Here is a 25,689-nt window from a genome sequence, read left to right on the forward strand (position 1 = left end):
CATACCAGGCCCTGAGGCGGGCATTTTCCTCCACCAGCCCCAGGGTCAGCCGGACACAGCCCAGGGAGCGGACTGTGTCCATGGCATGACAAAGCAGCCGCTCCCCTATTCTCCGGTGACGGCGCCCAGGCAGAACGCACAGATTGTTCAGCTCCCAGACGCCCTCCCCTTGAGGGGCCAGGGAATAATACCCCCGCAGCGCCTCCTCTTCAAACCAGCCGTACATGGGGCGGCGCTCCTGGGTGAGCTGCCAGCGCAGCCGCTCCTCTGTAACGGCAAAGGCCGTGAACCGGGGGGCGTTCTGGGGCGTAATGCCAAACTCCCGGGCCACGGTGAGAAAGCTCTCCCGCACCACCTGGACACAGGCGGGAATATCCTCTGAGATGACAGCGCGAATCATACGCCTCTAGAATTTCCGGAAGCGCTGATAGCGCAGGTGCAGTAGCTCGTCGGCCGGGGTGGCAATCAGCTCAGGCAGCTCCTCAGAAAGCCGGGTCTTGATCTCCGCAAAGGCAGCGTCAAAGTCCTCCTCCGGGATGACATGCTCCACCACCCCCAGCTCCTGCATGTCCTGGGCTGTGAGCCGCAGACACTCGGCAGCGTCCTTTACCCGCTTGGAGTCCTTCCACAGAATACTGGCGCAGCCCTCGGGAGAAATCACCGAGTACACGGCGTTTTCCAGAATCCACACCTGGTCGGCCAAAGCCAGGGCCAAAGCGCCGCCGCTGCCCCCCTCGCCCACCAGAATGGAGACCACCGGAGTGCGCAGAGAGGACAGCTCTATGAGGTTTTCGGCAATAGCCTGGCCCTGGCCCCGTTCCTCAGCTCCCAGTCCACAGTAAGCCCCAGAGGTGTCCACCAGACAGACCACAGGCCGGTGGAATTTCTCCGCCTGCTTCATCAGCCGCAGGGCTTTGCGATAGCCCTCCGGGTTGGGCATGCCAAAGTTCCGGCGCACCCGCTCCTTGGTGTCGCTGCCCTTTTCAATGGCAATTACCGTGACAGGGATGCCGTCCAGAAAAGCCAGACCGCCGATCACAGCCGGGTCGTCTCCAAAACGCCGGTCGCCGTGGAGTTCGATAAAGCTGTCGAAAATTTTCTCAATATAGGCCGTGCCGGTAGGCCGCCCCTTGGACCGGGCGGAAAGGATCTTGTCATAGGCGCTCATCTGGTCCTGCCTCCCACTCATCAAAAATCATATTGCCCGGCACATGCATTTTCAGCAGCAGGCCAATCTGCTCCCTCTGCTGCGCCCGGGGGACAATCAGGTCCACAAAGCCATGCTCCAGCAGGAACTCCGCAGTTTGAAAGCCCTGGGGCAGCTTTTTACGGATGGTCTGCTCAATAACCCGGGCCCCGGCAAAGCCAATGGTGGCCCCGGGCTCGGCCATAATAATGTCCCCGTCCATGGCAAAGCTGGCGGTTACCCCCCCAAGGGTGGGGTCGGTAAGCACCGTGAGGTAGAACAGGCCCGCGGCGCTGTGGCGGCGGATGGCGGCGCTGGTTTTGGCCATCTGCATCAGCGAGAGAATGCCCTCCTGCATCCGGGCCCCGCCGGAGACCGTGAAGCCCAGCACCGGCGCGCCCAGCTCTGTGGCAGTTTCAAAAAGGCGGGTGATCTTCTCCCCCACCACAGAGCCCATGCTGCCCATCATAAAGTTGGGGTCCATAACAAACAGGGCGCAGGGCTGGCCCATAATCAGGGCTGTGCCGCACACCACCGCGTCCTTCTCCCGCGAGGCCAGTTTTGCGTTGCGCAGTTTCTGGTCGTAGCCTGGAAAATCCAGAAGGTCCCGGCTGAGCAGGTCGCCGTCCAGCTCCTGAAAGCTGCCCTCGTCGGCAATATAGGCAATGCGCTCCCGGGGCCCCACCCGAAAGTGATACCCGCAGGCCGTGCAGACGTTCATATTCTCCTGCAGGTCGCTCAGGGCAAGCTGTACCCCGCAGCGGGGACAGGCGCTGTGAATGCCAGCGTCCTCAGCCTCCTTGCCGCCCTTTTCCAGTTCATTCTGGGGCGAACGGAACAGTCCCATCAGATTCATAGACGTGATTCTCCTTTGTGATGTGGAGTGTAAGAACTTGTACGGAAAGAATAGCGCCAGTCTTTCCGGCAGATGCTGCCAAGCCCTGCCGGATGGCCGGACCGTGCACGGTCTGATTGTCCACAGCTTTGCGCCTTGTCAAAATGACGCGCAATCATCCCGGCAAAATCCTGGCGGTACAAGGTTTTAAGGGGAAAATGCCCCTTTGGCTTTCCCGGTCAGCCTGGTACAAAGAACTTCATAAAGTCCGTATAATAGTCCCCGGCCCGGAACCGCCGGTCCCGCACAATTCCGATTTGGTCCTCAATATTGTTCCCCGCCCCGTCAATGACCAGCTCGCACAGGGCAGACTGCATCTTCCGGATGGCCTCCTCCCGGGTGGAGGAGTAGACAATAAGCTTGCCCAGCATGGAGTCGTAGTAGGGCGTAATGTCATAGCCCTGGTAGAGACAGGTGTCAAACCGCACCCAGGGCCCGCCCGGCGGGTGAAAGAACTCCACCCTGCTGGCATTGGTGGCATTGATGCGGCACTCAATGGCCGCTCCCCGCAGATGAATGTCCTCCTGGGCAAAATCCAAGGGTACTCCTGCCGCAATGCGAATCTGCCACTTGACAATGTCCACGCCGGTGACCAGCTCTGTCACCGGGTGCTCTACCTGCAGCCGGGTGTTCATCTCCATAAAGTAGAAACTCCCCGAGGGCTCCATCAGAAATTCCACTGTGCCCGCATTGACATAGCCGGCGGCTTTGGCAGCTTTGGCAGCGGCCTCCAGCAGCTTCTCCCGCACAGCGGGGCTTACCCCTGGCGAGGGGGACTCTTCAATGAGCTTCTGGTTGTTTTTCTGAATAGAGCACTCCCGCTCTCCCAGGCACACGGTGTGGCCCTGCTGGTCGGCCAGTAGCTGCACCTCAATGTGCTTGACCGGGTTCAGGTATTTTTCCATATAGACCCGGCCGTCCCCAAAGGCGTTCTGAGCCTCGGCCGAGGCAGTGCGAAAGGCCCTTTCCAGGTCCTCGGGCCGCTCTACAATGCGGATGCCCTTGCCCCCGCCCCCGGCGCTGGCCTTAATCATCACAGGATAGCCCATGCTCTGGGCCGCGGCCTTGGCAGCTTCCACATCCTCCAGCACGTCGGTGCCCGGGGTGGTGGGCACGCCGCTCTGGCGCATCAGCCGCCGGGCAGCCTCCTTGTCCCCCATGCCGGCAATCACCTCAGCCGGCGGGCCGATGAAGACAAGCCCATACTGGCGGCAGAGCCCTGCAAAGTGGGCGTTCTCTGAGAGAAAGCCGTAGCCCGGATGAATGGCCTGAGCCCCGGTGGCCAGGGCCGCGCTGATAATGCGCTGGGCGTTCAGATAGCTGTCCTCTGGCTTTGCCCCCCCCACGCACACCGCCTGGTCTGCCAGAGCTGTGTGCAGCGAGTCCTTATCCGCCTGCGAGTACACCGCCACGGTGGCAATGCCCATCTCCTTGCAGGCCCGGATGATGCGGATAGCGATTTCGCCCCGGTTGGCGATCAAAATTTTTGTGAACATTCTGACTACCCCCTGGCCCCGCTCACTCGGTTTTCACGAGGGCGAAGGAAAATTCCGCCGACACGCACAGCTTGCCGTTCACCTTGCCGGTTCCCTTGGCAAAGTAGAAATTCCCCCGGCTGCGCACAAGCTCGCACTCGGTCTCAAACAGGTCTCCGGGCTTTACCTGGCCCCGGAACTTCACATTGTTCAGCCCGGTGTAGAGAGGGGTCATGCCCTCTGCCTTGCCAATCAGCAGCACACAGGCCGACTGGGCCAGCATCTCGCACTGAATGACCCCGGGCACCACCGGGTTGCCCGGGAAATGCCCCTGCAAAAAGAACTCGTCTCCCCGCACCTGATATTTGCCGTGGGACTTGCCCTCTGACAGCTCCACCTGGTCCACCAGCAGCATGGGCTCCCGGTGGGGCAGGATATTCTTGATCTCGTCTCGGTTCATGCTCTGCCCTCCCTATGGCTCAATGCGGAACAGGGGCTGGTTATACTCCACCACCTGGCCGTTGCCCACGCAGATTTCTACCACCGTGCCGTCGGTCTCAGCGGGAATCTCGTTCATCAGCTTCATGGCCTCAATAATGCACAGGGTGTCGCCCTTGCGCACCCGGGCGCCCACCTCCACAAAGGGGGCGCTGTCCGGCGAAGCGGCGGCATAGAACACCCCCACAGTGGGCGACAGCACCAGCGAGCCCTTTTTCGGGGCAGGCTCCGGCTCTACCGGCGCAGAGACAAAGGGGGAAGCGGCGGGCACAGGCAGGGCCCCGGCCTCCAGCCGGCGCTCCAGCTTCAGGCTGATGCCCTCCTGGGAGAGCTCCAGGGCGGTGAGGCCGTTCTCCTTCATCAGCCTTGCCAGGCTTTCAATCGATTTTACATCCATAACAGATTCTCCTCTCAGGAAGCGCGGCCGTCATGCGCCGTTGTATTTGCGGAAGGCCAGATAGGCGTTGTGTCCCCCAAAGCCCAGGGAGGCGGACAGGGCCAGGCTGATTTCCGCCTTGCGGGCTGTGTTGGGTACATAGTCCAGGTCGCAGGCAGGGTCAGGCTCCTGGTAGCCAATGGTGGGCGGCACAAGGCCCTCCCGCAGGGCCAGCACACAGGCAATGGCCTCCACAGCCCCTGCGGCTCCCAGCATGTGGCCGGTCATGGACTTGGTGGAGCTGACCAGACAGGCCCTCGCGGCCTCCTCTCCCAGCCCCTTCTTAATGGCCATGGTCTCGCAGGCGTCATTGAGGGGGGTGCTGGTGCCGTGGGCGTTGATGTATATTTCAGAGGGGCCGGCGCAGCCTCCCGCCTCGTCGTAGGCCAGCCGCAGGGCCCGTGCGCCGCCTCTGCCCTCCGGGTCGGGGGCGGTGATGTGGTGGGCGTCGCAGGTGGCGCCATAGCCGCAGAGCTCCCCGTAAATAACTGCGCCCCGGGCCTTGGCATGCTCATACTCCTCCAGCATCAGCGCGCCCGCGCCCTCGCCCATGACGAAGCCGCCCCGGCGGGCGTCAAAGGGTACGCAGGCGGCGGCAGGGTCCTCGCAGGTAGAGAGGGCCTTCATGTTGGAGAAGCCCGCCAGTCCCAGGGGCACAATGGCAGCTTCCGCGCCTCCGGCCAGGGCCGCTGTCAGGTAGCCGTGCTTAATGGCCCGGTAGGCCTCGCCAATGGCATTGTTGCCTGTGGCGCAGGCCGTGACCGAGGCCACCGCCGTGCCCTGAAAGTTATACTTTATGGCAATAAGGCCCCCGGCCATGTTGATGATCAGGGCCGGGATGAAGAAGGGGGACACCCGGCGGGGGCCCTTTTCCAGCATGAGCTTCTGCTGCTCCTCAAAGGTGCCAATGCCGCCAATGCCCGAGCCAAAATATACGCCTACCTCCTCAGGGGCGCAGTGCCCCTCTATGCCGCTGCTCTCCACTGCCTGGGCGGCAGCGCCCAGGGCGTACTGGCAGAAGGGGTCGAACTTGCGCAGCTCAGCCTTCTCCATGTACAGGCTGGGGTCAAAGTCCTTGACCTCAGCAGCCACCTTTACCTTAAAATCAGCCGTATCAAATTTCGTAATGGGCCCAATGCCGCATTTGCCTGACACAAGGCCCTGCCAATAGCTGTCAATATCATTGCCAATGGGCGTTACCGCGCCCATTCCGGTGATCATGACCCGGTTCAAAGCGATCATCCTTTCTCAGCCGCGCCCCAGGCTTTGGAAGGGATGGGACATGGCTCTATTTTAACCGATTTTATTACAGAATGCAATACCGTTTTATCTAGTTTTTAAAATTATGTACGCGGCTTTTCTGAATTCTCATCCAACCGCCTGATATATCCTTTTGACTGTAGATGACCTGACCAGCAAGGGGAAACAGCCCCCCTCCTCCATAAGCGAAAAGGAGCCCGGCCCCCAGCCATAGCCTGGCAGTATTTCGTACCCCCAACAAAGGGAGGCGTCTCCTGAAATGCTGCCAAATGAATCAGCCGCTCCGGCCCTGCCGAGGCCATGGAGCCCGGAGGCTGTCCCGCGCAGCCAACCCTTCCGTCAACCCAAACGCCTGAACAGCCTGTGCCCAGCCATCGCAGGCCGTGACAAAAAGCCCTACTGCGTCCGCACACAAGCGTTGGCGGACCTATGAGTTGGCTTCATCAACTTAGTGCCCGCGAATTGTCAGAGGGGCACTGGCCCGGTCATCTGTCGCAAGCCGCGGTAAAAAGCCCAGTTACTCCCACGCACAGGCGTTAGCGGGCCTATGAAGTTAGCTTTATCAACTTAGTGCCAGCGAATTGCCAGAGGAGCACCCCGCCCGGTCAGCCATAGCAAGCCGAGACAAAAGCCCTACTGCACCCACGCACAGGCGTTGACGAGCCTATGGGTTAGCCTCGCCAGCTCAGCGCCCCGCGAACTGTCAGGTGGCCAGGCCGCCGTCTACCCGGAGTGTCTCGCCGGTGATGTAGTCAGACTCCGGCGAGGCCAGGAACAGCGCGGCATTGGCCACGTCCTCAGGGCTGCCCATCTTCTTCATGGGCACCTGCATCAACAGGGGATTGTCCTCCTTGATGTCCTTGGTCATGTCAGTGGCAATAAAGCCCGGGGCAATGCAGTTGCAGCACACGCCCCGGCCTCCCAGCTCCTTGGCAATGGACTTGGACATGCCAATCAGCCCCGCCTTGGAGGCCGCGTAGTTCACCTGTCCCGCATTGCCCACCAGCCCCGCAATGGAGCTGATATTGATAATCTTCCCCGAACGCTTGCGCATAAAGTCCCGGTAGCAGGCCCGGGTCATGTGGAACGCGCCCTTAAGGTTGATGTCCAGCACCATGTTGTAGTCCTCGTCCTTCATGCCCACCATCAGGCCGTCCCGGGTGACGCCGGCATTGTTCACCAGAATGTCCACCTTTCCCAGGTCCTTGCCCACAGCGGCCACGGTCTCGTTGCAGGCAGTCTCGTCCCGCACGTCGCAGACATAGAGCTTCACCCTGCGGCCCAGAGCCTCAATCTCTCTGGCAGTGGACTGAGCCGGCTCCTCCGGCCCCACATAGGCAATGGCAATGTCCGCGCCGTTTTCTGCCAGCTTGAGGGCAATGGCCCGGCCCAGCCCCTGAGAGCCCCCGGTGACCAGCGCAATCTTTCCTTCCAGCTTCATATCAATCAATCTCCTCTCGGAAGAATTTGGCAATTACAAATGATATATCATGATGGGAACAACCAGGACAAAATCCCGGTCCGGGCGTCAGCCGGCGCGCCAGGGCATTCTCCCCCAGACACAGCAAAGGCTTACAACGCTGCCAGCGCCGCCTGCAGGGTCTCCTGGTCCTGTACCTGAAATACTCTTGCGTCCTTTATGGTCTTCTTAATCAGCCCGCACAGGGTCTTTCCCGGGCCGCATTCCAAAAAGGTGTCCACACCCTCTGCCGCCAAGGCCTCCACAGTCTCCTGCCAGCGTACCGGGTTCTTTACCTGCTCTACCAGCAGCTCCCGGGCGCTGTCTCCATAGGGGCGGGCGGTGAAGTTGGCGTAAAGGGGCAGACGGGGGGCGTACAGCTCCACCCCGGCCAGGTATGCCTCCAGCTCCTGGGCAGCACTCTCCATAAACGGCGAGTGGAATCCTCCGCCTACGGCCAGCATTTTGGCCCGGCCTCCAGCCTCCTGCACCCGGGCTCCAAAGGCCTCCAGCTGTCCGGCCTCCCCGGCCACAACCAGCTGGCCCGGGCAGTTGTAGTTGACAGGCCACACCTGGGTGAACTCTCTGCACAGAGCCTCCACGGTCTCATTGGGCAGCTTCAGCACCGCAGCCATTTTGCCGGGGCTTGCCTCAGCGGCCTTCTGCATGGCCTCGGCCCGCCTGCACACAAAGCGGAAGCCAGCCTCGTCGGAAAAGACCCCCGCAAAGGTGGCCGCAGCCACCTCTCCCAGAGAGAAGCCCGCCGCAAAATCAGCTTTTACGCCCTGCTCCTCCAAGGCCCGGGCCGCTGCCAGGTCTACGCAGTAAAGGCAGGGCTGGGTGTTTTTGGTGACAGCCAGCTCCTCCGCTGTGCCAGAAAAGCACTGGGCCGGGGTGCCCGGCCGCAGACTGCCGGCCAGGTCAAAAACGGCCTTGGCAGCAGAGCTGGCCTCTGCCAACGACTGCCCCATGCCCGGGTACTGGGCCCCCTGGCCTGAAAAAACAAACGCGATTTTACCCATCGTCTTCCTCTCCCTTGTTGGTTTCATCTGTCTCCGCCTCTTCCTCCGGCTCCTGAGAGAGCGCAAGAAAGGCCTCCTGCATCCCGCGCCGTATCGCATAAGGGGATGCTGGGCTCGACCCGCCAGGCGGCGATTTCCATGCCCTTGACGACAGCGGCCTTCACAACAAAATAGAGAACCACAAAGCCCAGAATAGTGGGGATCAGGGCAACCAGGCCGGCCAGCATCAGGACGCGCTCTTTTTTTGTCAATCGGTATTTATGCCAGCCACTTCCCGGCGGTTTTCAGCACATCTTCCGCCTCCTGGAACATCTCCTGGATGATCTCGGCGGCAGGCTGCTCCTTGTTCACCATGCCGGCAATCTGCCCGGCCAAAAAGTCGCCGGTCTTCTCGTCGCCCTCTACCGCTGCCCGGTACAGGGCCCCCCGGCCCAGAGCCTCCAGCTCCTCGTCGGAAATCTGGCTGTACTCGGCCTTGAGAAAGTCCTTGGCAAACTGGTTCTTAATCTGCCGGACAGGATGCCCCAGACGCTTGCCCGTGGTCATGGTGGCAATGTCGTTGGCCTTTAAGACCTTCTTTTTATAGTTGGGGTGCACCCCGCACTCGTTTGCCACCAGGAACCGGGTGCCCACCTGGACCCCCACGGCTCCCAGCTGGAAAGCGGCGGCAATGCCCCGGCCGTCGCCAATGCCGCCCGCGGCCAGCACGGGCAGATCTGTGGCGTCGCACACCTGGGGCACCAGCACCATGGTGGTCAGCTCGCCCACATGCCCGCCGGACTCCCCGCCCTCGGCGACCACAGCGGAGGCCCCGGCCTTGGTGACCAGCTTTGCCATGCCCACCGAGGCCACCACAGGGATGACCTTCACCCCGGCCTCCAGCCACATGGGCATATATTTTGAGGGGTTGCCCGCCCCGGTGGTGACCACAGCCACCCGCTCCTTCGCCGTGAGCTCTGCCACCTGGGCGGCAAAGGGCGACATGAGCATAATGTTGACGCCAAAGGGCTTGTCAGTCAGAGAACGGCAGAGATCAATCTGCTCCTTCAGGTATTCGGCGTTGGCGTTCATGGCGGAGATAATGCCCAGCCCCCCGCCGTTGGACACAGCGGCGGCCAGCTTTCCGTCAGAGATCCAGGCCATGCCCCCCTGGAAGATGGGGTATTCAATTCCCAAGAGCTCACATAGCGGTGTTTTAATCATGGTTTCAGCTTCCTTTCAAAGGGGGGGCGCTTCACCTCACAGCACCAGAAATGCTGATAGCAGTGAAAGCCTCGTTTTTCTTGTTGACTTGTTCCCGCCCTGTCAGCCGTTCTTCCGGCCTGGGCTTCTTTTCTGCTTCCCGGTTTTATCACGGAGCGATTTCTTTCGCCTGCCATCTCACCACGCAGGCCGCGCTGGAAAGTCCGCCTCCAAAGGCGGACAGCACCACATAGTCTCCGGGCTGCAAAAGCCCGCTTCGGGCGGCCTCGTCCAACAGAATGGGCTCGCTGGCCGAGGAGGTGTTCCCCACTCTTTCAATGTTGGTGAGAAAACGCTCGGGCGGGATTTCCGGCAGGCGGCGGCGGGCCTCGTTGATAATACGCAGATTGGCCTGGTGGGGAATGACCGCCTTGACCTGCTCCCCGGAGATGCCGGCCTTTTCCATAACCGAGCGGATGTCGCGGACCATGGAGGTCACCGCGAATTTATAGGTGTCCTGCCCCTTCATATTGACGCAGTTCTTTTTCTGCTCCCCCTCGTAGAAGGGGGAATTGTTCCAGGCAGTGGGAATGCTGATCACATTGTCGTCGCCCATGGTGTGCAGCTCGCTGGCAAGGTAGGCGTCTCCCTCTCCCAGCACAGCCGCGCCCGCGCCGTCCCCGAAGATGCAGCAGGTAGAGCGGTCGGTCCAGTCCAGCAGGCCGCTCATGCGCTCGGCGCTGACCACCAGCACCTTTTTCACGGTCTTTCGGGCAAAAAAGCCTGCTGCTACGTCCAAGGCAAAAAGAAAGCCAGGGCAGGCCACGTTCATGTCAAAGGCCGGGCAGCTGGCGCCCAGCCGGCTTTGCACCATGCCCCCCAGGCCCGGCGAAATGGTGTCGGCGCTGATGGTGGCTCCGATAATCAGGTCCAGCTCCTCCGGCTTCACCCCGGCAGCCTCCAGGGCCCGCCGGCCGGCCTCTGCCCCCAGGTCTGTCACCGTCTCGGTGGTGCACACATGGCGCTCCTTCACGCCCACCCGCTGGGTGATCCACGCGTCGGAGGTCTCCACCATGGTAGAGAGCTGGTCGTTGGTAACGATACGTTCCGGCACAAAGCTGCCGGTGCCTAAGATCTGAAAGCTCATACTGCATCTTCCTCTCCGCCAAGGGTTGCTTTTTCCAAATAGGTATCTCCCCTATTATAAAGGATTCCCCCCTTTTTGTCAACCGCCAGCCCAGGGCCTGGGCGGGACGCGCCTCTGTGCTGCCGCCGATTCTTTTCCGCTCTAAACGGTTGATAAATCCTGCGGGGTATAGTATAATAGGCTAAAAGGGGGACTGCGCCCCTTGACGGCGTGCGTTCCCCCTGCGGATTTTCTCTGTCCGCAAATTCCCCTTGGAAATGAGCGTGATACCCATGAGTGATAAGCTGAGCCTGGGCGTGGTCTTCGGCGGACAGTCCTCTGAGCACGAGGTCTCCCTGATGTCCGCTGCCTCGATCCTGGAAAATCTGGACCCTGCAAAATATGATATCCATAAAATCGGCGTCACCAAGGAGGGCCGCTGGCTGCTGTATGAGGGCCCTGCCTCCGGCCTCTCGGGCGACGGCTGGCAAAAGGGCTGCGCCCCTGCCTTTGTGTCTCCCGACTCCGGCCTGCACGGCCTGGTGGTTATGCGGGACACCGGCTGCGAGGCCATCCGGCTGGACTGCGTGTTTCCGGCCCTGCACGGCAAAAACGGCGAGGACGGCACGGTTCAGGGGCTGTTTCAGCTGGCGGGCATCCCTTATGTGGGCTGCGGGGTGGCCAGCTCCGCCGTGTGCATGGATAAGGCCATTACTCACACCCTGCTCTCCGCAGCGGGCATCCGGCAGGCCCATTACCTGTGGTTCTATGCCGACCGCTACGCCGCTGCCCCGGACACGGTGCGCAACAAAATCCAGGCCCGGCTGGACTTCCCGGTGTTTGTCAAGCCTGCCAACGCCGGGTCCTCTGTGGGGGTCAGCCGGGTAGACAGTCCGGAGGGGCTGGACGCTGCCATTAAAAAAGCCGCCCGGGAGGACGGCAAGGTGGTGGTGGAGGAAGGCGTGAAGGGCCAGGAGGTGGAGTGCGCCGTGCTGGGCCTGCGCCCTGGCGCCGAGGCCTCTATGGTAGGGGAGATTGGCGCCTCTGCCCAGTTTTATGACTATGACGACAAATATATCAACGGCACCAGCCAGCTGTATATTCCCGCCCGGCTGGATGAGGCTGTGTCGGAAAAAATCAGGGAGACCGCGGTGCGGGCCTACCGTATGCTGGACTGCTCGGGCCTGGCCCGGGTGGACTTCTTTGTCACGGAAAAGGACAGCGAGGTGGTGCTGAACGAGGTGAACACCCTGCCGGGCTTTACCTCCATCAGCATGTACCCCAAGCTGTGGACAGCCAGCGGCATGAGCTACAGCCAGCTGCTGGACCGGCTGATTGAGCTGGCCCTGGAGAAAGCGGGCGTGAAGAATGGATAACCGGCCCATTGGGGTGTTCGACTCAGGCCTGGGAGGGCTGACGGCAGTGAAGGAGCTGGAGGAGCTCCTGCCCGGAGAGAGCGTGGTCTATTTCGGAGACACAGGCCGGGTGCCCTACGGCACCCGCAGCCGGGAGACCGTGCGCCGCTATGCCCGCCAGGACATGGCCTTTCTCACCCGGCACGACGTGAAGGCCGTGCTGGCCGCCTGCGGCACGGTGAGCTCTACTGCCGCCGACATTGGGGCCGCGCTGCCGGTTCCCTATTTCGATGTGGTGGGCCCCACGGCCCGGGCAGCGGTTAAGGCCTGCCGCGGGGGGCGGATTGGCGTTACCGGCACCAGCGCCACCATTCGCAGCGGCGCTTATGCCCAGGCCATTGCCGGGCTGGACCCCTCTCTGCAGGTTCTGTCCCAGCCCTGCCCGCTGTTTGTGCCCCTGGTGGAGAGCGGCTTTGTCTCGCCGGAGGAGGAGATTACCCGGCTGGCGGCAGAGCGGTATCTGGCCCCCTTGCGGGAGGCCGGGGTGGATGTGCTGATTCTGGGCTGCACCCACTATCCCCTCATCAGCGCCATCATCCGCCGGGTGATGGGGCCGGACACGGTGCTGATTGACAGCGGCCGGGAGGCTGCGCTGGCCTTGGGAGAATACCTGAAGGACCGGGATATGCTGTGCGCCCCCGGCCAGCCCCGGACCGCGGATTATTATGTGACCGACGCGCCGGAGGACTTTGCCGCCGGGGCCGGACTGTTTTTGGGCCACGGGGTAGAGGGCCGGCGGGTGGAGGATATAGAAAGCTACTGAACCACAAAAAACAGGAGATAAAGGAGGGCAGGGAGTATGCTGAAGGAGGATTACACCATCAACATCACTGGCAGGCAGGTCTATGAGGAGGAGGACACCGGAGAGGTCTGCCTCTCCACCACCGGGACCTATTCCGAGAGGGAGGGTGTGCGCTTTATTGCCTACAAGGAATACGACGAGGAGGACCCCCGGCTCTCGCACACCGCTGTGCTGAAGGTGGAGCCGGGCAAGGTGACCATGATTCGGGCAGGCTCCTCTACCCGGCTGATTTTAGAGCTGGGGCGGCGGCATTTTTGCCACTACGACACCGGGTTCGGTTCTTTGACCGTGGGGGTGTTCACCAGCGAGCTGAAGGAGGCCCTGCACAGCCGAGGAGGGTCCTTGGAGATCAAGTACACCCTGGACATTGACTCGAATCTTTCCAGCAGCAACGAGCTTCTGGTAGAGGTAATCCCCCTGCCGGAGCCCCGGTGCTGAGGCTGCAAAAGCGGCGGGTCCAAGGCCCCTGGCAGATGGTTAGAGCCTGTACTCATAGCGGGGGATACCCCAGGGACGGGAAATTTTTTCATCAGCGGGCAGAGCATTTTCGCCGTCAAGCTGGCGCCTGCTAGGGGTGTGTCCTACCGCGCAATTTATTTGACTTACGGCCAGGGGGCGGGCCAGCGTGTCCGCCTGTCTCTCCCAGGGTGCCGGTTCTTTCACGGAGTAGGATCATATTTGTCCCTGCATAAAATCTGTGAAAGGGACGCTCCGCTGCCAGTCCTATGGGGAAAAATCACCGCTCACACAGTGTCCATTTGCTGTGAATGCAGGCTCTTAAGGCAGAGCCTGCAGGTGCAGACGGCTTGGCGGGATTGAGAAGTCAGACAGCGTACTGGCAGCAGATTCAGAGGAACCCCATAAAAAACGAAAATAAAAGGCTGGAAAGCATTTTTCCGGCAGTGGATTCAAGAGAAAGCACAGAATGTCCGCCGCCTGTTCCCTGGGCGGCGAATCTCACGAAAGTAGAAGATAACGGCGGCTGGCCCGCCCGGAAAGGAATTGGAAACCATGTCACAGCTAGTCACAAAAGCAACACAGCAGCTGCGGGGGGCCATAGAGCAAGCCCTGCAGGCCGCAATCAGCGCCGGAGAGCTGCCCCAGGCCCCCCTGCCCCCCTTCGCCCTGGAGGTCCCTGGGGACCGCTCTCATGGGGACTGGTCCAGCAACGCCGCCATGGCCGGGGCAAAGGCCTTTCACACCGCGCCCCGCAAAATTGCCGAGGCGGTTCAAAGCCATATTGAGCTGACCGGCACGCTGTTTCAGTCCTGCGAGATTGCCGGTCCCGGCTTTCTCAACTTTACCTATGACGCGGGCTTTTACGGCCAGGTGCTCCAAGACATTGAGTCTCTGGGCAGGGATTACGGCCGCAGCGGCTTGGGTCAGGGCAGGCGTGTGCTGGTGGAGTATGTCTCGGCCAACCCCACGGGCCCCATGCACATTGGCAACGCCCGGGGGGGCGTGCTGGGCGACGCCCTCTCGGCTGTGTTGGAGGCTGCCGGGTATAAGGTAGAGCGGGAGTTCTATGTCAACGACGCGGGCAACCAGGTCAACCGCTACGGTCTTTCCATCGAGGCCCGGTACATGCAGCTGTTCCAGCCCGAGTTTCCCTTCCCGGAGGACGGCTATCTGGGGGAGGACGTCACCGAAAACGCCAAGGCTTTTGCAGAGATGCACGGGGACAAATATGTGGACTGTGACAGCGAGGCCCGCCGGGAGGCCCTCGTCGCCTATGCCATTCCCAAGAATATCCAGGTGCTTCACGACGACCTGAAGCGCTACCGGGTAGAGTATGACAACTGGTTTCACGAGTCCACCCTGCACGGGAACGGCGCGGTGGACCGGGTGGTGGAGCTGCTGAAGGAAAAGGGCTGCACCTATGAGAAGGAGGGGGCCCTGTGGTTCAAGGGGGAGGCCTATGGCTCGGAGGACTTTGTGCTGGTGCGCTCCAACGGGGTGCCCACCTATATTGTGCCGGACATTGCCTATCACCACAACAAGCTGGTGACCCGGGGCTTTGACACAGCCATTAACGTGCTGGGGGCAGACCATCACGGCTATGTGCCCCGGCTGAAGGCGGCCATTGCGGCCCTGGGCATTGACCCGGAGCGGCTGAAGGTGGTGCTGATGCAGATGGTGAGTCTGGTGCGGGACGGGGAGGCGGTGAAGCTCTCCAAGCGCAGCGGCAAGGCCATCACTATGGCGAACCTGCTGGACGAGGTTCCCATTGACGCGGCCCGGTTTCTGTTCAACTCTTACGAGCCCAACACCCGCATTGACTTTGACCTGGACCTGGCGGTGAAGGAGGACGCTCAAAACCCGGTGTACTATGTGCAGTATGCCCATGCCCGCATTTGCAGCATTTTGCGCAAGCTGCAGGGCGAGGGCATAGAGCCCCGGCGCTGCACCCTGGAGGAGCTGGCCCTGCTCACGGCCCCGGAGGAGCTGGAGCTGATCCGGCTGCTGTCGAATTTCACAGGAGAGGTGGCGGGCGCAGCCCGGGCCATGGACCCGGCGCGGATTACCCGGTATGTGCTCAACGTGTCCACGCTGTTCCACAAGTTCTACAATGCCTGCCGGGTAAAGGGCGCCGAGCCCGCCCTGGCAGCGGCCCGGCTGAATCTGTGCACTGCCGCCAAAACCGTCATCGAAAACGCCCTCTCCCTCTTTAAAGTAACCGCCCCCACCCAAATGTAACCCCCAGCGTGACGCTGGACCCAGTTCGCGGCGGGTGCCCCGCAGGCGGTTCGCGGAGCGGGCTGGCACGCCAGCCCTTGGTGGGTGCTGAGCGAGAGGTCTGTGGTCGCGGTTTGTAGGTAGTGGTTGGCCAGCGTGACGCTGGACCCAATTCGCGGGGTGGGCTGGCACGCCAGCCCTTGGTGGGTACTGAGCGGAGAGGTCTGTGGTCGCGGTTTATGGGTGGTAGTTGGTCAGCGTGGCGTTGGGCCCGATTCGCGGGGCGCTGAGTTGGCGAAGCCAACTCATAGGTACGCCAGCCCTTAGTGAGTGCTGAGCGGAGAGGTCTGTGGTCGCGGTTTGTAGGTGGTAGTTGGCCAGCGTGACGCTGGACCCAGGTCGCGGGGTGGGCTGGCACGCCAGCCCTTAGTGGGGGCTGAGCGGGGAGGCTTGTGGTCGCGGTTTGTGGGTGGTAGTTGGCCGCGGGGCTTTTAAGGTATGGTTTGACATGGGGTGTGCTAGCACTTCCATGTATAAGGTGAATAAAATGTATTGAGATAGGGCGTTGAGCTCATACCCTACTTACTGTTGCGGGGTGAGACGTCTGTCAGCGTTGGAGTAGAATTCTGCGCCCCGTACATGCTACAAGACAGATTTAAGAAACATCTTTGGGGCAGGCTTTGCGCCCTATACCAGTCGCAAGGAGGATAAAAAAGCTTATCAGCGTCGTGGTGGGGCTTTGCGCCCCGTGCCAGTCGCAAGGCGGATTAGAAAAACTTATCAGCATCGTGGTAGGGCCTCGCGCCCTGTGCCACCAAAAAGGCGGATTAAAAAAACCTATCAGCATCGTGGTAGGGCCTCGCGCCCTGTGCCACCAAAAAGGCGGATTAAAAAACCTATCAGCATCGTGGTAGGGCCTTGCGCCCTGCACCACCAAAAAGGCGGATTAAAAAAACTTATCAGCATCGTGGTAGGGCCTCGCGCCCTGCACCACCAAAAAGGCGGATTAAAAAAACTTATCAGCATCGTGGTAGGGCCTTGCGCCCTGCACCACCAAAAAGGCGGATTAAAAAAAGGAAGTGGTTGGAGTGTTTGCTAGGAAGTTGGCGCCGGGGGAGTATTGGAGGGCGGGGCTGAATATGGCTGTGGCCTTTGAGAGCCCCTTTGAGTTTGAGAAGGAACAGGAAAAGGCTGCGGCTGCGGAGGTCAACCCCAAGGAGGCGCTTTATGGCGCTTTCTCCCAGGAGGGGGAGCCTCCTGCGGCCTCTCTGGTGATGAACCATAAGGAGGTGCGCTTTGACGGCCATATTGTCAAAATGGGCGGGGTAGGCGGCGTGGCTACGCTGCCCGCACACCGCCGGGGCGGGGCCATTCGGGCCTGCATGGAGGCCTCTCTGCGGGACCTGTACAGCGAGGGCTACGCGCTCTCCCACCTGTACCCCTTCAGCACGGCCTATTATAGACAGTTCGGCTTTGCCTCTGCTGCCCGGACCATCCGCTGGACGGTGAGGCTTCAGGATTTGCGTGCCCTGCCCCAGGTGGAGGGCACGGTCCGGCAGCTGTTCCCTGGGGACAGCCTTGCCCCCCTGTTGGAGGTCTATAACAAAATGTATGGAGACGTGAACTTCTCCTGCCTGCGGGAGACCTTTGATAAGGCCTTAGAGGGAGATCAGCCCCTGGCGGCTAAGCGCTGGGTCTTTGTGTGGTATGACAGCGCAGGCCTGCCCGGCGGCTTTTTGGTGGGCACCCGGCAGAAGGATACCCTCCACTGTGTGCCGGAGTTCTCCTCAAAGGACGCGTTTCTGTTTGCCAGCCCCCAGGCCCTCATGGGTCTGCTGGGCTTTGTCCGCACAGCATTTATCGCCAACTTTGAGGATATCCAGTTCTGCGTGCCTGCCCATATAGACCTGACCGCGCTGCTCCCTGAGCTCAGCGGCATGAATTGCAGCTCTGTGCTCAACGGCATGGCCCGGGCTGTCAATGCCAGAGCCCTGTTGGAGCTTTGCCGCTGCCGGGGCGAGGGCCGATTGGTGCTGGGGGTGACGGACAGCATCATCCCGGAGAACAACAGGAGCTTTGCCCTCTGCTTTGCCCCCGGACAGCCCAACCAGGTGGAGCCCACCAACGAGGCCCCGGACGTCACCCTGGATGTGGGGGACCTGGCCGTGCTGCTGGGCGGAGCCCGGGACGGGGCCAGCCTGGCCTATACCCTAGGGGTTCAGGTCCACCGGCCCAGCCCGGCTCTTGGGCAGGTGTTCTATTCCAAGCCCTGTCATATTCTGGACCTTTTCTAAAGGAGGCGCAGCATGTCTGTTGAAGTGAAGGAATGGTTCCGCCCGGCCAGCAGCGGCTGGGGGCGGATCTTCTCCCGCCGCTGGGTGGATGGGGCTCCCCGGGCCCTGCTGGTGATTGCCCACGGCATGGCCGAGCACAGCGGCCGGTATGGCCATTTTGCCCGCTTTTTGGCTGAGAACGGCTTTGCCGTCTATATGAACGACCACGCCGGGCATGGCCGCTCGGCCCAGATTAAGGGCCATTTTGCCGACGAAAACGGGTGGGAGCATGTGGTCAGCGACCTGAAAACCCTGACCGGCCAGGCAATGGAGGACTACCCCGGCCTGCCGGTGCTGTTGATGGGCCACAGTATGGGCTCCTTTCTGGCCCGGTCCTACCTGATCCGGTATGGGCAGGGGCTTAGGGGGTGTGTTCTTTGCGGTACAATGGGTAAAAACCCCGGCGTTCCCGCAGGCAAGGCCCTGGCTGGCCTGCAGCTGAGGCTTCTGGGCCCCCACTCCCGAGGGGACCGGCTGAACGCCCTGGCCACCGCTGGGTACAACCGGCGCATCGAAAGCCCGGTGAACGCCTCTGCCTGGCTGTCTACCGATGACAGTGTGTGCCGGGACTTTGAGGCTGACCCTCTCAGCAATTTTCCCTTCACTGCCGCAGGCTATCGGGACCTGTTTACCGGGCTGGGAGAGATCTCCTCCCTTCAATGGGCCCGGCAGGTGCCCAAGGAACTGCCTGTGCTGCTGATTGCCGGAGACCAGGACCCGGTAGGCCGCTATGGCGAGGGCCCCCGCCAGGTGGCCGACTGGCTGCTGGGTGCCGGGCTGCGGGACGTGCGGCTGAAGCTCTACCCTGGTATGCGCCATGAGGTGCTCAACGAAAAGGGCAAGGAGCAGGTGTATGCCGATGTGCTGGCCTGGCTGAACCAGCGGCTGGAGGACAGCCAGCTGTAGCACCTGCCTGAAGGCCGGAAATATCCCTCCCACCAGGACCGCAGGCTGTACCATGTATGGCCTGGGGTCCTTTTGCGGTTTTTTCAAAAGGGGGGCTGTTTCCCCATAAGGCTCTATGGTCCCGTCCCCAGAGCAAAAAATACGAAAAAAAGCTGAAAAAGGACTTGCATTTCAGAGAAGGATGGTGTATAATATTCTCTTGTAAGGGCGCTTAGCTCAGCTGGCTAGAGCACCTGCTTGACGTGCAGGGGGTCAGCGGTTCAAGTCCGTTAGCGCCCACCAGTGAAATCCCTAGAAACTATACGGTTTCTGGGGTTTTTGCTTTGTGTGGTCAGGTGGGGCCAATCATGGGTTGACTACCTTTTGACTACTTTCTGAAAAATTGTCCCCAGTCTGACTACCCTCCTGACCACCGCCGGAGAGGTATCGCTCCAACTGGATCAGGGAGGCGGAGGCATCCTCTTTCTCCATATGGGTGTATATGTTGGCGGTCATCTGGATAGTGGCATGGCCCATCAAGTACTGGGCAGTTTTCAGATCGATACCCGCCCGGTAGAGGTTGCTGCAATAGCTGTGCCGCAGCTGATGAGGCCGCACCTCGCAGGGAGCCGCCCGCTTTACCTTGTCCCACATCCGACGGAATCCGATGCGGGTCATAACTTCCCCATCGGCACAGGCGATGACATAAAGGCTTACTCGGGGCACAGCTGCCAGCAAGTCCAGCAGGCGCTGGGGAACAGGGAGAGTGCGGTGGGCGGATTTGCTTTTCAGCTCCTGAATGGGATCCGGCTGATTGTTCAGGAACGTGACCGCCCGGTTCACCGTCAGCTTGTCCCCCTGTATGTCGCCCCACTGCAGCCCCAGAGCCTCCTCCCGGCGCAGGCCGCAGTAAAGACACAGCCCCACAAAGCACCGGGCGCGGGGGTCGGCGCTTTCCAGTGCGGCCATAAGCGCCTCCTGTTCTTCCAGTGTGAGGTACTCCTTCTTCTTGGGCCGGGCATGGGGTGTGATTTTTATGCCCTCGGTGGGGTCCCCCTGCATGAGTCCGTTCTGCCGGGCCGTGGTGAACAGCTGCCGCATAGTGACAAGCACCTTTCCCTGGAGGGATTCTGATTGGTCTGCTACGGCCTGCATCACCTGCCGGACGTGGACAGGCCTCACCTCCTGCAGCTTGCGCGTGGCAATGAAGGGCAGGATGTGGTTGTTATAGGCATTGCGGTATGCGTTCTGGGTGTTATTCCGCAGGCCACTCTTGTATGTAACAAACCACGTCTTGGCCCACTCGTCCACCGTGGTGGTGTCCCCCACTACAAGGCCCTGCCGGTCCTGGTCCCGGAGCTGATCGGCGGCCTGGTTCACCTCAGCAATGGTGCGGCCATAGACCAGCTTCTGCCGGCCATCTGCTAGTGTGACTTTTTTCTGATAGCGTCCGTCCTTCCTTTTTTTCATAAAATAAAAACCGTCCTTTCCGCAAGAGAAAATACGTTCTCTCTTGCTTTTCAGGGCGGGATGGGGTACAATATCGTTGTCGAGGCGATGTGTGCCCTATCCGGCCCATTGTCTGCCGTTTTTGGTGTTGGTAGCACCGAAAGCGGCTTTTTTATTATCCAAAATAACTTTCAACATCCAGATTACCAAACTTATAATAACAGATTGCCTTTTTCATCATTTCCTCGCTGACATTAAAGTAGTCAGCCAACTGCCACACTTCGGTGTTTCCTGCGGACACAGCCTCATTCAAAGCCGCCTCGCCTATCAGTTCTTCAATAGCCCACTTATCTGCTCGGTTCTCATGTTTCTGGCGGATATCCAGGCCAGAATGTCGGTTATAGAAGCTCCCGGTCACGCAGTGCCCCAGCTCATGGGCCAGCTTCATTTTTTCATCTTGAGACGAAGAAAGCCGGAATGGGTCGATAGCGATAAAGCACTCTTCACCTTCCTGAATCGATATGGACTCCCGCGCCCCGAGCTGAAAGCAGTCAACAGTAACGCCTTGCTCTTCGGCAAGCCGGTAAAGACCCATCAGATCAGTCATCCTTTCGCTTCCTTTCACGGATGAAAGCGGCGTACCGCTTTACATCTTCCAAATCATCATCAGTAATATTACTGGTATCGCCCCAGAGGGCAAACATAATTGATTCATCCGATATTTTAGGTTCGCCCAAAAAGGCGGGCCTTTTTTCATTTAACGCCTCGTTGGCAACTGATTCTTGATAAGCAAGGTGACGTTTGATAATTTCTTTTTCGGAAAGCCCTTCTTCCTGGTAGTAGTGTAGCTGCTCAAGCGGAATATCCTCAAGCAACTGTTTCGGATCGTTTTCATAATCGTAAGGGTCATCTGTTCGGCCTAGCAAGTAATCAACTGTAGTTTCAAAATAATCAGCAAGTCTTTGCAACTGTTCAAGGGTACGAGGCTCTCGTGCACCACTTTCCCACATACCAACTGTCGCAGGTGATACACCAAAATCGGCAGCAAACTCTCTCTGGTTCATCTTTTTTTCTTCCCGCAGTTTTTTAAGGCGTATCCTAAACATCACTCAATTCCTCCTTTCCTATATTCAATCACGATTTGTGAACAAAAGCAAGAGTAAAAAGAAGAAATTGCAAAATGCTCACTTTTTGTGTTGACAATTTGCAATTCGTGTGCTATAATGCTCACGTAACGTGTTCAAGAGAAAGAGGTGATAAAATGCAGACTGCTTTCCGCATTCGGGAATTACGACGAGCAGCCCATATGACCCAGCAAGAATTGGCACAACAGTTAGGCTATAAGTCGGCTTCCGCGATAACGATGTGGGAAACCGGAGAGCGTAAGCCGCCGAGTAATCTCTTGCCGCAATTAGCGAAAGTGCTTAATTGTGAAGTGAGTGACCTATTCCATAACTGTTAGAAAGGAGCAAACAAAATGAACGACATCATCACCATCAAAGGCGTCCGAGGTTACCTGGATGCTGAGGGTACGGCCCAGTTGAATCTGGAGGACATTTCCCGAGGGCTGGGATTTACACAAACTGCGCATAGCGGCAACGAGGTTGTTCGCTGGGAAAGGGTGGACCGGTATCTGGAAGACTTTGGCGTCCCCACTTGTGGGGACGGTACAAAGAGGCCGGAATACATATCGGAAAATATCTTTTACCGGCTGGCCATGAAGGCCAAAAATGAGACCGCCAAGGCTTTCCAGGCTCTGATAGCCGATGAAATTCTGCCCAGTATTCGCAAGACCGGGGGGTACATAGCTGGTCAGCAGGATATGACCCCGGAAGAGTTGATGGCAAAGGCCATGAAAGTAGCTGACCATATTTTGGCCGCACGCGATGCCCGGATTGCCAACTTGACAGTGCAGAATCAAATCATGGCTCCGAAAGCCGACTACTTCGATGAACTGGTGGAGCGCAATACCCTGACAAATTTCCGTGAGACCGCCAATCAGCTAGGCATTCCGCAAAAAAAGTTTATTGATTTCCTGCTGGAACGCAAGTACCTCTACCGGGACAAACGGGGCAAACTGATGCCCTACGCCGACAAAAACGATGGCCTGTTCGAGATAAAAGAGAGCTTTAATGCTAAAACCAAGTGGGCAGGGACCCAGACGCTGGTCACCCCAAAGGGTCGTGAGACATTTCGGTTGCTTTATCTGTCCGGGGCAAGAAAGGAGTAAACACGTGAATAGTAGAAATTCTGAGATTGAGCGCGAAAAGCACGTGGTCGGTGTGGCCCAACTGGTAGACACGGTCGGAAAAGTCCTGATTGACGCTGGCCAGCCTCCGAGAGTGGTCGCATTGCAGGCACAAATCACCTGCAATCAATACGGCGTAACTTTAGAGGAAGTCGCCAAAGCCCGGATCATTCCCTGGACATTGAACGCGCCCTCCGCTATGAACGAATTGCAAGAACAAGACCCACGTCTTTATGCCTACTGCCTCCAGAATAAATATGAGGTGCAGAAAACCAGACATGGGCTGTTTGTAACTGGTGGCCCTGACCCAGATGACCCTCTTGATTATATGTCGCTTGACCTTTTCCGGGCCATTACCTATGCGGTTTGGGAAGGGCGAGAAAACTCTCTTGATGGCCCCGCATTACTTAGAGAGTTAGGAAAGAACCCCTTCGACGAAAAATAAAGCGCCCCAGTGAGTGCCGGAAACACTCACCAGGGCTTGCAGACCTACACCATTAACACGATTAGGCCCGCAGGATTATTTTACCACACCTCCTGCTGGCTTGCAAGGAGGAAAAAGAAAATGTGTACGAACAACGTAGAAATCACTAAAGACCAGGAGCGTGAAGCCCTGCAGCAGATCAAGGCTATGGTGGCCGGCCTGGGGCCGAACAGCTACAATGCCACCGCTTTCCGCGGCGTGTTCGATATCGCCGAAGAGAACATCGACAACGACTTCTCCGGGAACCCGGTGGAGCAGGCTCAGGATCTGGGGGAACAGCTGGCCCAGCGCACGGTGCAGGTCGGCCAGCTGGCGAACGAGCTTGCCGAGTACAAGGCCCGGGCCGAGGCGGCAGAGGCCCAGCTGATTGTCCTGAAAGCCAAACTGTATGACTATATGACGGTTCAGGAAAATGGGAGGGAATAACCATGAAACCTTTATCCCGTGAGGAAGTTTGTCAGGCTGTAGCGCAGGCCCTGATGCTTTGCCTAGAATACTTGGACCAACAAAGCCGCGCCCGTGATGAGCCCCAGCCCACCACCCGCTTGTACACCTACGACGACCTGGCGCAGATGCTGGGCAAGTCCAAAAGCACGGTGCGAGAGTGGGTACGCGCGGGGAAGTTCGGGGAGCCGGTAACGGTGGGCAGCTCCACCAGAGTGACCCAGGCCGGAGTAGACAAGTTTATAGCTGACCACAGCGGCCCCGTGAAAAAACAGCCCAGCAAAGCCCGGACACGCACAACCCGCGCGGTGGCCGCACACCAGGGCCAGCCGCTGGGAATTTGAAAGGAGTTAAAACCATGCCAATGAAGATTGAACGCCGCGCACCGACAAACCTCTTCCGCCAAGAAAGGAAGTGGCGGCTACGGGACCATATCCGTATCGCGGCCGTAGCCAAATACGCCGCCCTGACAGTGGCCGGAATCCTGCTGTTCCGGGCCGGACAGACTCGGGCCCTTGCCGAACGTGGCTATGAGGCGCTGGGCGGGGAAGTTTTCGCCTTATTCCTCCCCGTATTCTACTGGACGGTGTCGCGAATTATCCGGGACACCCTGAGGATGAGGGGGAAAAAGTCTTGGTGGCAGGAATGATACGGTCAATGATTACCATGCTCTGCGGCATCGCGTCCCTGGCCTGCATCCTCTGGCAGCAGCATTACATCCAGCTTCAGAACGAGGAAATACAGCGGATCCGGGAAGTCCTGTCGCTGAGGGACGAGCAGCTGGGACTTTATGAGAACATCAACCTGGAGCAGGCCAGACAGATCGGCTTGCTGAAAGAATATGCCGCTTTGCTTCGGCAGGAGGCTGAACATGAATAGGAAAAGCCGCTCCCCGGCTGGCACCGGGAAAGCGGCAGGCTTAAAAAACCACTATCATTATATCGAGAAAGGAACCGGTTGTCAATGAAAATGGCATTGCAGGGCACCGCTCTCATTTTGATTGAGGTGGACACCGCCCAATTTACCATTATCAAAAGCTGGAACAAAATGCGCTGGGACAAGACCACAAAGCAGCTGCGTGGTACCGCTGACCTGGAACTGCTGGACAAGCTGGCTGGATTGGTACGGCTGACTCCCAGTGTAGAGACCCGCCGTCGGGAGTTGCGCTGGGTGCTGGACGCAGTGGATCAGGAGCGCACAAACCCTGAACCCAGGCCCTTTTACAAGTACCCGGTGAAACTACCGCTGTACGCTCATCAGGTGAGAGGGGCAAATATGGCCCTGCTGGAGTTTGGATGGGTACCGCCGGAGGGGAATATTATCCGGCTGAAGGACTGGAAAGGGTGATTTCAATGAAAGAGCCGTGGATTGTATTTTACTTGCAGGACAAAGAACTATGCGCAATTACAGTTCGTGGGAGCTTTCCAGGTGAAATTGCAGCCACAAAAGAACAATTAGCTGCGGAGCATGGCTGTAGCAAGAAAGAAATCCATACAGAAATTATCGTTAGATAAAAGGGGGTATCCGATGAAATTACCCATGAGCGATGCCGAAATCGCAAGGCGTTACCGCAACGGCCTTGACCCGAAAAAGGCGGTCAAGATTCTGGCTCAGCTGAACGGCGCCGGTCCCTCGGACATTACTGCTGCGCTGATCCGAGAGGGGGTAGTGCTGGACACGCCCCCGCCGACCCGCAAGAAACGAAAGCAGCTGGATCAGCAGGAAGCCCGGCGGCTCTATGACCAGGGCCTCAATGACGGCCAAATTGCTGACAAGCTGGGAGTGTCCCCTGGCGGGGTATATGCTTGGCGATACCGCAATGGCCTCCCGGCCAGAACGACCACCGGCTATCACCAGCGGCGGAAAAAAAGGAGGGGTGTGCATGAGCGGTAAAGGTTTCGGTTTCTTATTTGAAATGGGTTGTGGCAAGACCTTAACAGCCATCGCCGTGGCCGGGACCGGCTACAAGCTGGGGCACCTCCGGCGAGTGCTAATCGTGGCCCCCACCAGTGTGTGCGCCGTGTGGCCCAAAGAGTTCCAGGAGTATGCTGACTTCCCCTACACCGTGCGCACCCTGCTGGGTACCAAAGCGCAGCGCCTCAAGGAACTGGATGACCTGAAAAAGTGGCCGTTCCCGGCGCTGCTGGTGGCGGTGATAAATTATGAAAGTACGTGGAGGGAGGGTATCTTTGAGCGCCTGCAAACCTTTGACGCCGACCTCATTATATGCGATGAGAGCCAGCGCATCAAGACCTTCGACGCCGCTCAGAGCAAGGCCATGCACCGCCTGGGCGACCAGGCCCGGTACAAGCTGATTCTCTCCGGCACCCCGGTGCAGAATGACGCCATGGACATCTTCAGCCAGTACCGTTTTTGAACCCCACCATCTTCGGCCAGAATTACTACACCTTCCG

30 protein-coding genes and 1 tRNA gene are annotated in these 25,689 nt (G+C 59.3%); 17 read left to right on the forward strand and 14 right to left on the reverse strand.

Going from position 1 to position 25,689, the window contains the following annotated elements; all coding sequences use genetic code 11:
• The 11 genes from ACTO5E_RS04310 to ACTO5E_RS04360 form a co-directional block, all read right to left on the reverse strand.
• On the reverse strand, nt 1–400 hold a 400-nt coding region (locus ACTO5E_RS04310), incomplete at its 3' end, for a GNAT family N-acetyltransferase (RefSeq protein WP_482301873.1).
• A gap of 6 nt (nt 401–406) precedes the next feature.
• Nucleotides 407–1,168 (reverse strand): acetyl-CoA carboxylase carboxyltransferase subunit alpha, encoded by a 762-nt coding sequence (locus ACTO5E_RS04315; RefSeq protein WP_482301875.1) that lies wholly within the window; start codon nt 1,166–1,168, stop codon nt 407–409.
• The gene (gene accD, locus ACTO5E_RS04320; RefSeq protein ID WP_482301877.1) at nt 1,155–2,042 is read right to left on the reverse strand and encodes an acetyl-CoA carboxylase, carboxyltransferase subunit beta; all 888 of its coding nucleotides are present in this window, start codon (nt 2,040–2,042) and stop codon (nt 1,155–1,157) included. The genes ACTO5E_RS04315 and accD overlap by 14 nt, the downstream gene beginning before the upstream one ends.
• 218 nt (nt 2,043–2,260) lie before the next feature.
• Nucleotides 2,261–3,577 (reverse strand): acetyl-CoA carboxylase biotin carboxylase subunit, encoded by a 1,317-nt coding sequence (locus tag ACTO5E_RS04325; protein ID WP_482301879.1) that lies wholly within the window; start codon nt 3,575–3,577, stop codon nt 2,261–2,263.
• Between the two features lie 22 nt (nt 3,578–3,599).
• On the reverse strand, nt 3,600–4,016 hold the full coding sequence (fabZ, locus tag ACTO5E_RS04330; RefSeq protein WP_482301881.1) for a 3-hydroxyacyl-ACP dehydratase FabZ: 417 nt from the start codon (nt 4,014–4,016) through the stop codon (nt 3,600–3,602).
• Nucleotides 4,017–4,028: 12 nt separating this feature from the next.
• A complete protein-coding gene (accB, locus tag ACTO5E_RS04335) occupies nt 4,029–4,451 on the reverse strand; it encodes an acetyl-CoA carboxylase biotin carboxyl carrier protein (RefSeq protein ID WP_482301883.1) in 423 nt (140 codons plus the stop codon).
• 30 nt (nt 4,452–4,481) lie between these two features.
• Complete coding sequence (gene fabF, locus ACTO5E_RS04340; protein WP_482301885.1) at nt 4,482–5,723, reverse strand: beta-ketoacyl-ACP synthase II; 1,242 nt, start codon at nt 5,721–5,723, stop codon at nt 4,482–4,484.
• 730 nt (nt 5,724–6,453) lie between these two features.
• A complete protein-coding gene (gene fabG / locus ACTO5E_RS04345; protein ID WP_482301887.1) occupies nt 6,454–7,191 on the reverse strand; it encodes a 3-oxoacyl-[acyl-carrier-protein] reductase in 738 nt (245 codons plus the stop codon).
• 131 nt (nt 7,192–7,322) lie between these two features.
• Nucleotides 7,323–8,231 carry an ACP S-malonyltransferase gene (locus ACTO5E_RS04350; protein ID WP_482301888.1) on the reverse strand — a complete coding sequence of 303 codons (909 nt, stop codon included), beginning with the start codon at nt 8,229–8,231 and terminating at the stop codon, nt 7,323–7,325.
• A gap of 258 nt (nt 8,232–8,489) precedes the next feature.
• Nucleotides 8,490–9,434, reverse strand: coding sequence for a nitronate monooxygenase (locus ACTO5E_RS04355; RefSeq protein ID WP_482301890.1), 945 nt, complete (start codon nt 9,432–9,434; stop codon nt 8,490–8,492).
• Nucleotides 9,435–9,582: 148 nt separating this feature from the next.
• On the reverse strand, nt 9,583–10,560 hold the full coding sequence (locus ACTO5E_RS04360; protein WP_482301892.1) for a beta-ketoacyl-ACP synthase III: 978 nt from the start codon (nt 10,558–10,560) through the stop codon (nt 9,583–9,585).
• Between the two features lie 272 nt (nt 10,561–10,832).
• Between ACTO5E_RS04360 and ACTO5E_RS04365 the strand changes: the two genes are divergently transcribed.
• From ACTO5E_RS04365 to ACTO5E_RS04395, 7 genes are all read left to right on the forward strand, one after another.
• A complete protein-coding gene (locus ACTO5E_RS04365) occupies nt 10,833–11,915 on the forward strand; it encodes a D-alanine--D-alanine ligase family protein (RefSeq protein ID WP_482301894.1) in 1,083 nt (360 codons plus the stop codon).
• Nucleotides 11,908–12,717: a glutamate racemase gene (murI, locus tag ACTO5E_RS04370; protein WP_482301896.1), complete on the forward strand. Its 810-nt coding sequence runs from the start codon at nt 11,908–11,910 to the stop codon at nt 12,715–12,717. The genes ACTO5E_RS04365 and murI overlap by 8 nt, the downstream gene beginning before the upstream one ends.
• A 36-nt stretch (nt 12,718–12,753) precedes the next feature.
• Entirely contained in the window at nt 12,754–13,194 is a 441-nt protein-coding gene (locus ACTO5E_RS04375) for a YwiB family protein (RefSeq protein ID WP_482301898.1), read from the forward strand.
• Nucleotides 13,195–13,767: 573 nt separating this feature from the next.
• Nucleotides 13,768–15,453, forward strand: coding sequence for an arginine--tRNA ligase (gene argS, locus ACTO5E_RS04380; RefSeq protein WP_482301900.1), 1,686 nt, complete (start codon nt 13,768–13,770; stop codon nt 15,451–15,453).
• Between the two features lie 1,067 nt (nt 15,454–16,520).
• A complete protein-coding gene (locus ACTO5E_RS04385; protein WP_482301902.1) occupies nt 16,521–17,726 on the forward strand; it encodes a GNAT family N-acetyltransferase in 1,206 nt (401 codons plus the stop codon).
• Between the two features lie 12 nt (nt 17,727–17,738).
• Nucleotides 17,739–18,671 carry an alpha/beta hydrolase gene (locus ACTO5E_RS04390; RefSeq protein ID WP_482301904.1) on the forward strand — a complete coding sequence of 311 codons (933 nt, stop codon included), beginning with the start codon at nt 17,739–17,741 and terminating at the stop codon, nt 18,669–18,671.
• 205 nt (nt 18,672–18,876) lie between these two features.
• A tRNA-Val gene (locus ACTO5E_RS04395) sits at nt 18,877–18,953 on the forward strand.
• Between the two features lie 63 nt (nt 18,954–19,016).
• Here ACTO5E_RS04395 and ACTO5E_RS04400 read toward each other — a convergent pair.
• The 3 genes from ACTO5E_RS04400 to ACTO5E_RS04410 form a co-directional block, all read right to left on the reverse strand.
• Nucleotides 19,017–20,120: a tyrosine-type recombinase/integrase gene (locus ACTO5E_RS04400; protein ID WP_482301905.1), complete on the reverse strand. Its 1,104-nt coding sequence runs from the start codon at nt 20,118–20,120 to the stop codon at nt 19,017–19,019.
• Nucleotides 20,121–20,274: 154 nt separating this feature from the next.
• Nucleotides 20,275–20,706, reverse strand: coding sequence for an ImmA/IrrE family metallo-endopeptidase (locus ACTO5E_RS04405; RefSeq protein ID WP_482301907.1), 432 nt, complete (start codon nt 20,704–20,706; stop codon nt 20,275–20,277).
• On the reverse strand, nt 20,699–21,205 hold the full coding sequence (locus ACTO5E_RS04410; protein WP_482301908.1) for a helix-turn-helix domain-containing protein: 507 nt from the start codon (nt 21,203–21,205) through the stop codon (nt 20,699–20,701). The genes ACTO5E_RS04405 and ACTO5E_RS04410 overlap by 8 nt, the downstream gene beginning before the upstream one ends.
• A gap of 155 nt (nt 21,206–21,360) precedes the next feature.
• On the opposite strand from ACTO5E_RS04410, the gene ACTO5E_RS04415 reads away from it, so the two are divergent.
• The 10 genes from ACTO5E_RS04415 (at nt 21,361) to ACTO5E_RS04460 (ending at nt 25,652) form a co-directional block, all read left to right on the forward strand.
• A complete protein-coding gene (locus tag ACTO5E_RS04415) occupies nt 21,361–21,561 on the forward strand; it encodes a helix-turn-helix domain-containing protein (RefSeq protein ID WP_482301910.1) in 201 nt (66 codons plus the stop codon).
• Between the two features lie 15 nt (nt 21,562–21,576).
• Complete coding sequence (locus ACTO5E_RS04420; RefSeq protein ID WP_482301911.1) at nt 21,577–22,329, forward strand: phage antirepressor KilAC domain-containing protein; 753 nt, start codon at nt 21,577–21,579, stop codon at nt 22,327–22,329.
• A gap of 4 nt (nt 22,330–22,333) precedes the next feature.
• Nucleotides 22,334–22,792 carry a hypothetical protein gene (locus ACTO5E_RS04425; protein WP_482301912.1) on the forward strand — a complete coding sequence of 153 codons (459 nt, stop codon included), beginning with the start codon at nt 22,334–22,336 and terminating at the stop codon, nt 22,790–22,792.
• A 120-nt stretch (nt 22,793–22,912) separates the two neighbouring features.
• Nucleotides 22,913–23,257, forward strand: coding sequence for a hypothetical protein (locus ACTO5E_RS04430; protein ID WP_482301914.1), 345 nt, complete (start codon nt 22,913–22,915; stop codon nt 23,255–23,257).
• Between the two features lie 2 nt (nt 23,258–23,259).
• Nucleotides 23,260–23,619: a helix-turn-helix domain-containing protein gene (locus ACTO5E_RS04435; RefSeq protein WP_482301916.1), complete on the forward strand. Its 360-nt coding sequence runs from the start codon at nt 23,260–23,262 to the stop codon at nt 23,617–23,619.
• Between the two features lie 14 nt (nt 23,620–23,633).
• On the forward strand, nt 23,634–23,924 hold the full coding sequence (locus tag ACTO5E_RS04440) for a hypothetical protein (protein WP_482301918.1): 291 nt from the start codon (nt 23,634–23,636) through the stop codon (nt 23,922–23,924).
• Nucleotides 23,921–24,154, forward strand: a complete 234-nt coding sequence (locus ACTO5E_RS04445; protein WP_482301920.1) for a hypothetical protein — start codon at nt 23,921–23,923, stop codon at nt 24,152–24,154. The genes ACTO5E_RS04440 and ACTO5E_RS04445 overlap by 4 nt, the downstream gene beginning before the upstream one ends.
• 84 nt (nt 24,155–24,238) lie before the next feature.
• The gene (locus tag ACTO5E_RS04450) at nt 24,239–24,622 is read left to right on the forward strand and encodes a hypothetical protein (RefSeq protein WP_482301921.1); all 384 of its coding nucleotides are present in this window, start codon (nt 24,239–24,241) and stop codon (nt 24,620–24,622) included.
• A gap of 180 nt (nt 24,623–24,802) precedes the next feature.
• The gene (locus ACTO5E_RS04455) at nt 24,803–25,168 is read left to right on the forward strand and encodes a hypothetical protein (protein ID WP_482301922.1); all 366 of its coding nucleotides are present in this window, start codon (nt 24,803–24,805) and stop codon (nt 25,166–25,168) included.
• Nucleotides 25,158–25,652: an SNF2-related protein gene (locus tag ACTO5E_RS04460; RefSeq protein WP_482301924.1), complete on the forward strand. Its 495-nt coding sequence runs from the start codon at nt 25,158–25,160 to the stop codon at nt 25,650–25,652. Before ACTO5E_RS04455 ends, ACTO5E_RS04460 begins: the two co-directional genes overlap by 11 nt.
• Nucleotides 25,653–25,689 lie beyond the last annotated feature (37 nt).

The organism is Acutalibacter sp., assembly GCF_056800975.1.

Bases quoted from the DNA above. Each gene is read 5' to 3' on its own strand.
- ACTO5E_RS04405 (WP_482301907.1), bottom strand. From the start codon at position 20,706: ATGACTGATCTGATGGGTCTTTACCGGCTTGCCGAAGAGCAAGGCGTT.
- ACTO5E_RS04460 (WP_482301924.1), top strand. From the start codon at position 25,158: ATGAGCGGTAAAGGTTTCGGTTTCTTATTTGAAATGGGTTGTGGCAAG.
- ACTO5E_RS04445 (WP_482301920.1), top strand. From the start codon at position 23,921: ATGATACGGTCAATGATTACCATGCTCTGCGGCATCGCGTCCCTGGCC.
- murI (WP_482301896.1), top strand. From the start codon at position 11,908: ATGGATAACCGGCCCATTGGGGTGTTCGACTCAGGCCTGGGAGGGCTG.
- ACTO5E_RS04415 (WP_482301910.1), top strand. From the start codon at position 21,361: ATGCAGACTGCTTTCCGCATTCGGGAATTACGACGAGCAGCCCATATG.
- fabZ (WP_482301881.1), bottom strand. From the start codon at position 4,016: ATGAACCGAGACGAGATCAAGAATATCCTGCCCCACCGGGAGCCCATG.
- ACTO5E_RS04455 (WP_482301922.1), top strand. From the start codon at position 24,803: ATGAAATTACCCATGAGCGATGCCGAAATCGCAAGGCGTTACCGCAAC.
- ACTO5E_RS04440 (WP_482301918.1), top strand. From the start codon at position 23,634: ATGCCAATGAAGATTGAACGCCGCGCACCGACAAACCTCTTCCGCCAA.
- ACTO5E_RS04315 (WP_482301875.1), bottom strand. From the start codon at position 1,168: ATGAGCGCCTATGACAAGATCCTTTCCGCCCGGTCCAAGGGGCGGCCT.
- ACTO5E_RS04325 (WP_482301879.1), bottom strand. From the start codon at position 3,577: ATGTTCACAAAAATTTTGATCGCCAACCGGGGCGAAATCGCTATCCGC.
- ACTO5E_RS04450 (WP_482301921.1), top strand. From the start codon at position 24,239: ATGAAAATGGCATTGCAGGGCACCGCTCTCATTTTGATTGAGGTGGAC.
- ACTO5E_RS04390 (WP_482301904.1), top strand. From the start codon at position 17,739: ATGTCTGTTGAAGTGAAGGAATGGTTCCGCCCGGCCAGCAGCGGCTGG.
- argS (WP_482301900.1), top strand. From the start codon at position 13,768: ATGTCACAGCTAGTCACAAAAGCAACACAGCAGCTGCGGGGGGCCATA.
- ACTO5E_RS04360 (WP_482301892.1), bottom strand. From the start codon at position 10,560: ATGAGCTTTCAGATCTTAGGCACCGGCAGCTTTGTGCCGGAACGTATC.
- ACTO5E_RS04365 (WP_482301894.1), top strand. From the start codon at position 10,833: ATGAGTGATAAGCTGAGCCTGGGCGTGGTCTTCGGCGGACAGTCCTCT.
- ACTO5E_RS04375 (WP_482301898.1), top strand. From the start codon at position 12,754: ATGCTGAAGGAGGATTACACCATCAACATCACTGGCAGGCAGGTCTAT.
- fabG (WP_482301887.1), bottom strand. From the start codon at position 7,191: ATGAAGCTGGAAGGAAAGATTGCGCTGGTCACCGGGGGCTCTCAGGGG.
- ACTO5E_RS04410 (WP_482301908.1), bottom strand. From the start codon at position 21,205: ATGTTTAGGATACGCCTTAAAAAACTGCGGGAAGAAAAAAAGATGAAC.
- accB (WP_482301883.1), bottom strand. From the start codon at position 4,451: ATGGATGTAAAATCGATTGAAAGCCTGGCAAGGCTGATGAAGGAGAAC.
- ACTO5E_RS04400 (WP_482301905.1), bottom strand. From the start codon at position 20,120: ATGAAAAAAAGGAAGGACGGACGCTATCAGAAAAAAGTCACACTAGCA.
- ACTO5E_RS04355 (WP_482301890.1), bottom strand. From the start codon at position 9,434: ATGATTAAAACACCGCTATGTGAGCTCTTGGGAATTGAATACCCCATC.
- accD (WP_482301877.1), bottom strand. From the start codon at position 2,042: ATGAATCTGATGGGACTGTTCCGTTCGCCCCAGAATGAACTGGAAAAG.
- ACTO5E_RS04350 (WP_482301888.1), bottom strand. From the start codon at position 8,231: ATGGGTAAAATCGCGTTTGTTTTTTCAGGCCAGGGGGCCCAGTACCCG.
- ACTO5E_RS04435 (WP_482301916.1), top strand. From the start codon at position 23,260: ATGAAACCTTTATCCCGTGAGGAAGTTTGTCAGGCTGTAGCGCAGGCC.
- ACTO5E_RS04420 (WP_482301911.1), top strand. From the start codon at position 21,577: ATGAACGACATCATCACCATCAAAGGCGTCCGAGGTTACCTGGATGCT.
- ACTO5E_RS04430 (WP_482301914.1), top strand. From the start codon at position 22,913: ATGTGTACGAACAACGTAGAAATCACTAAAGACCAGGAGCGTGAAGCC.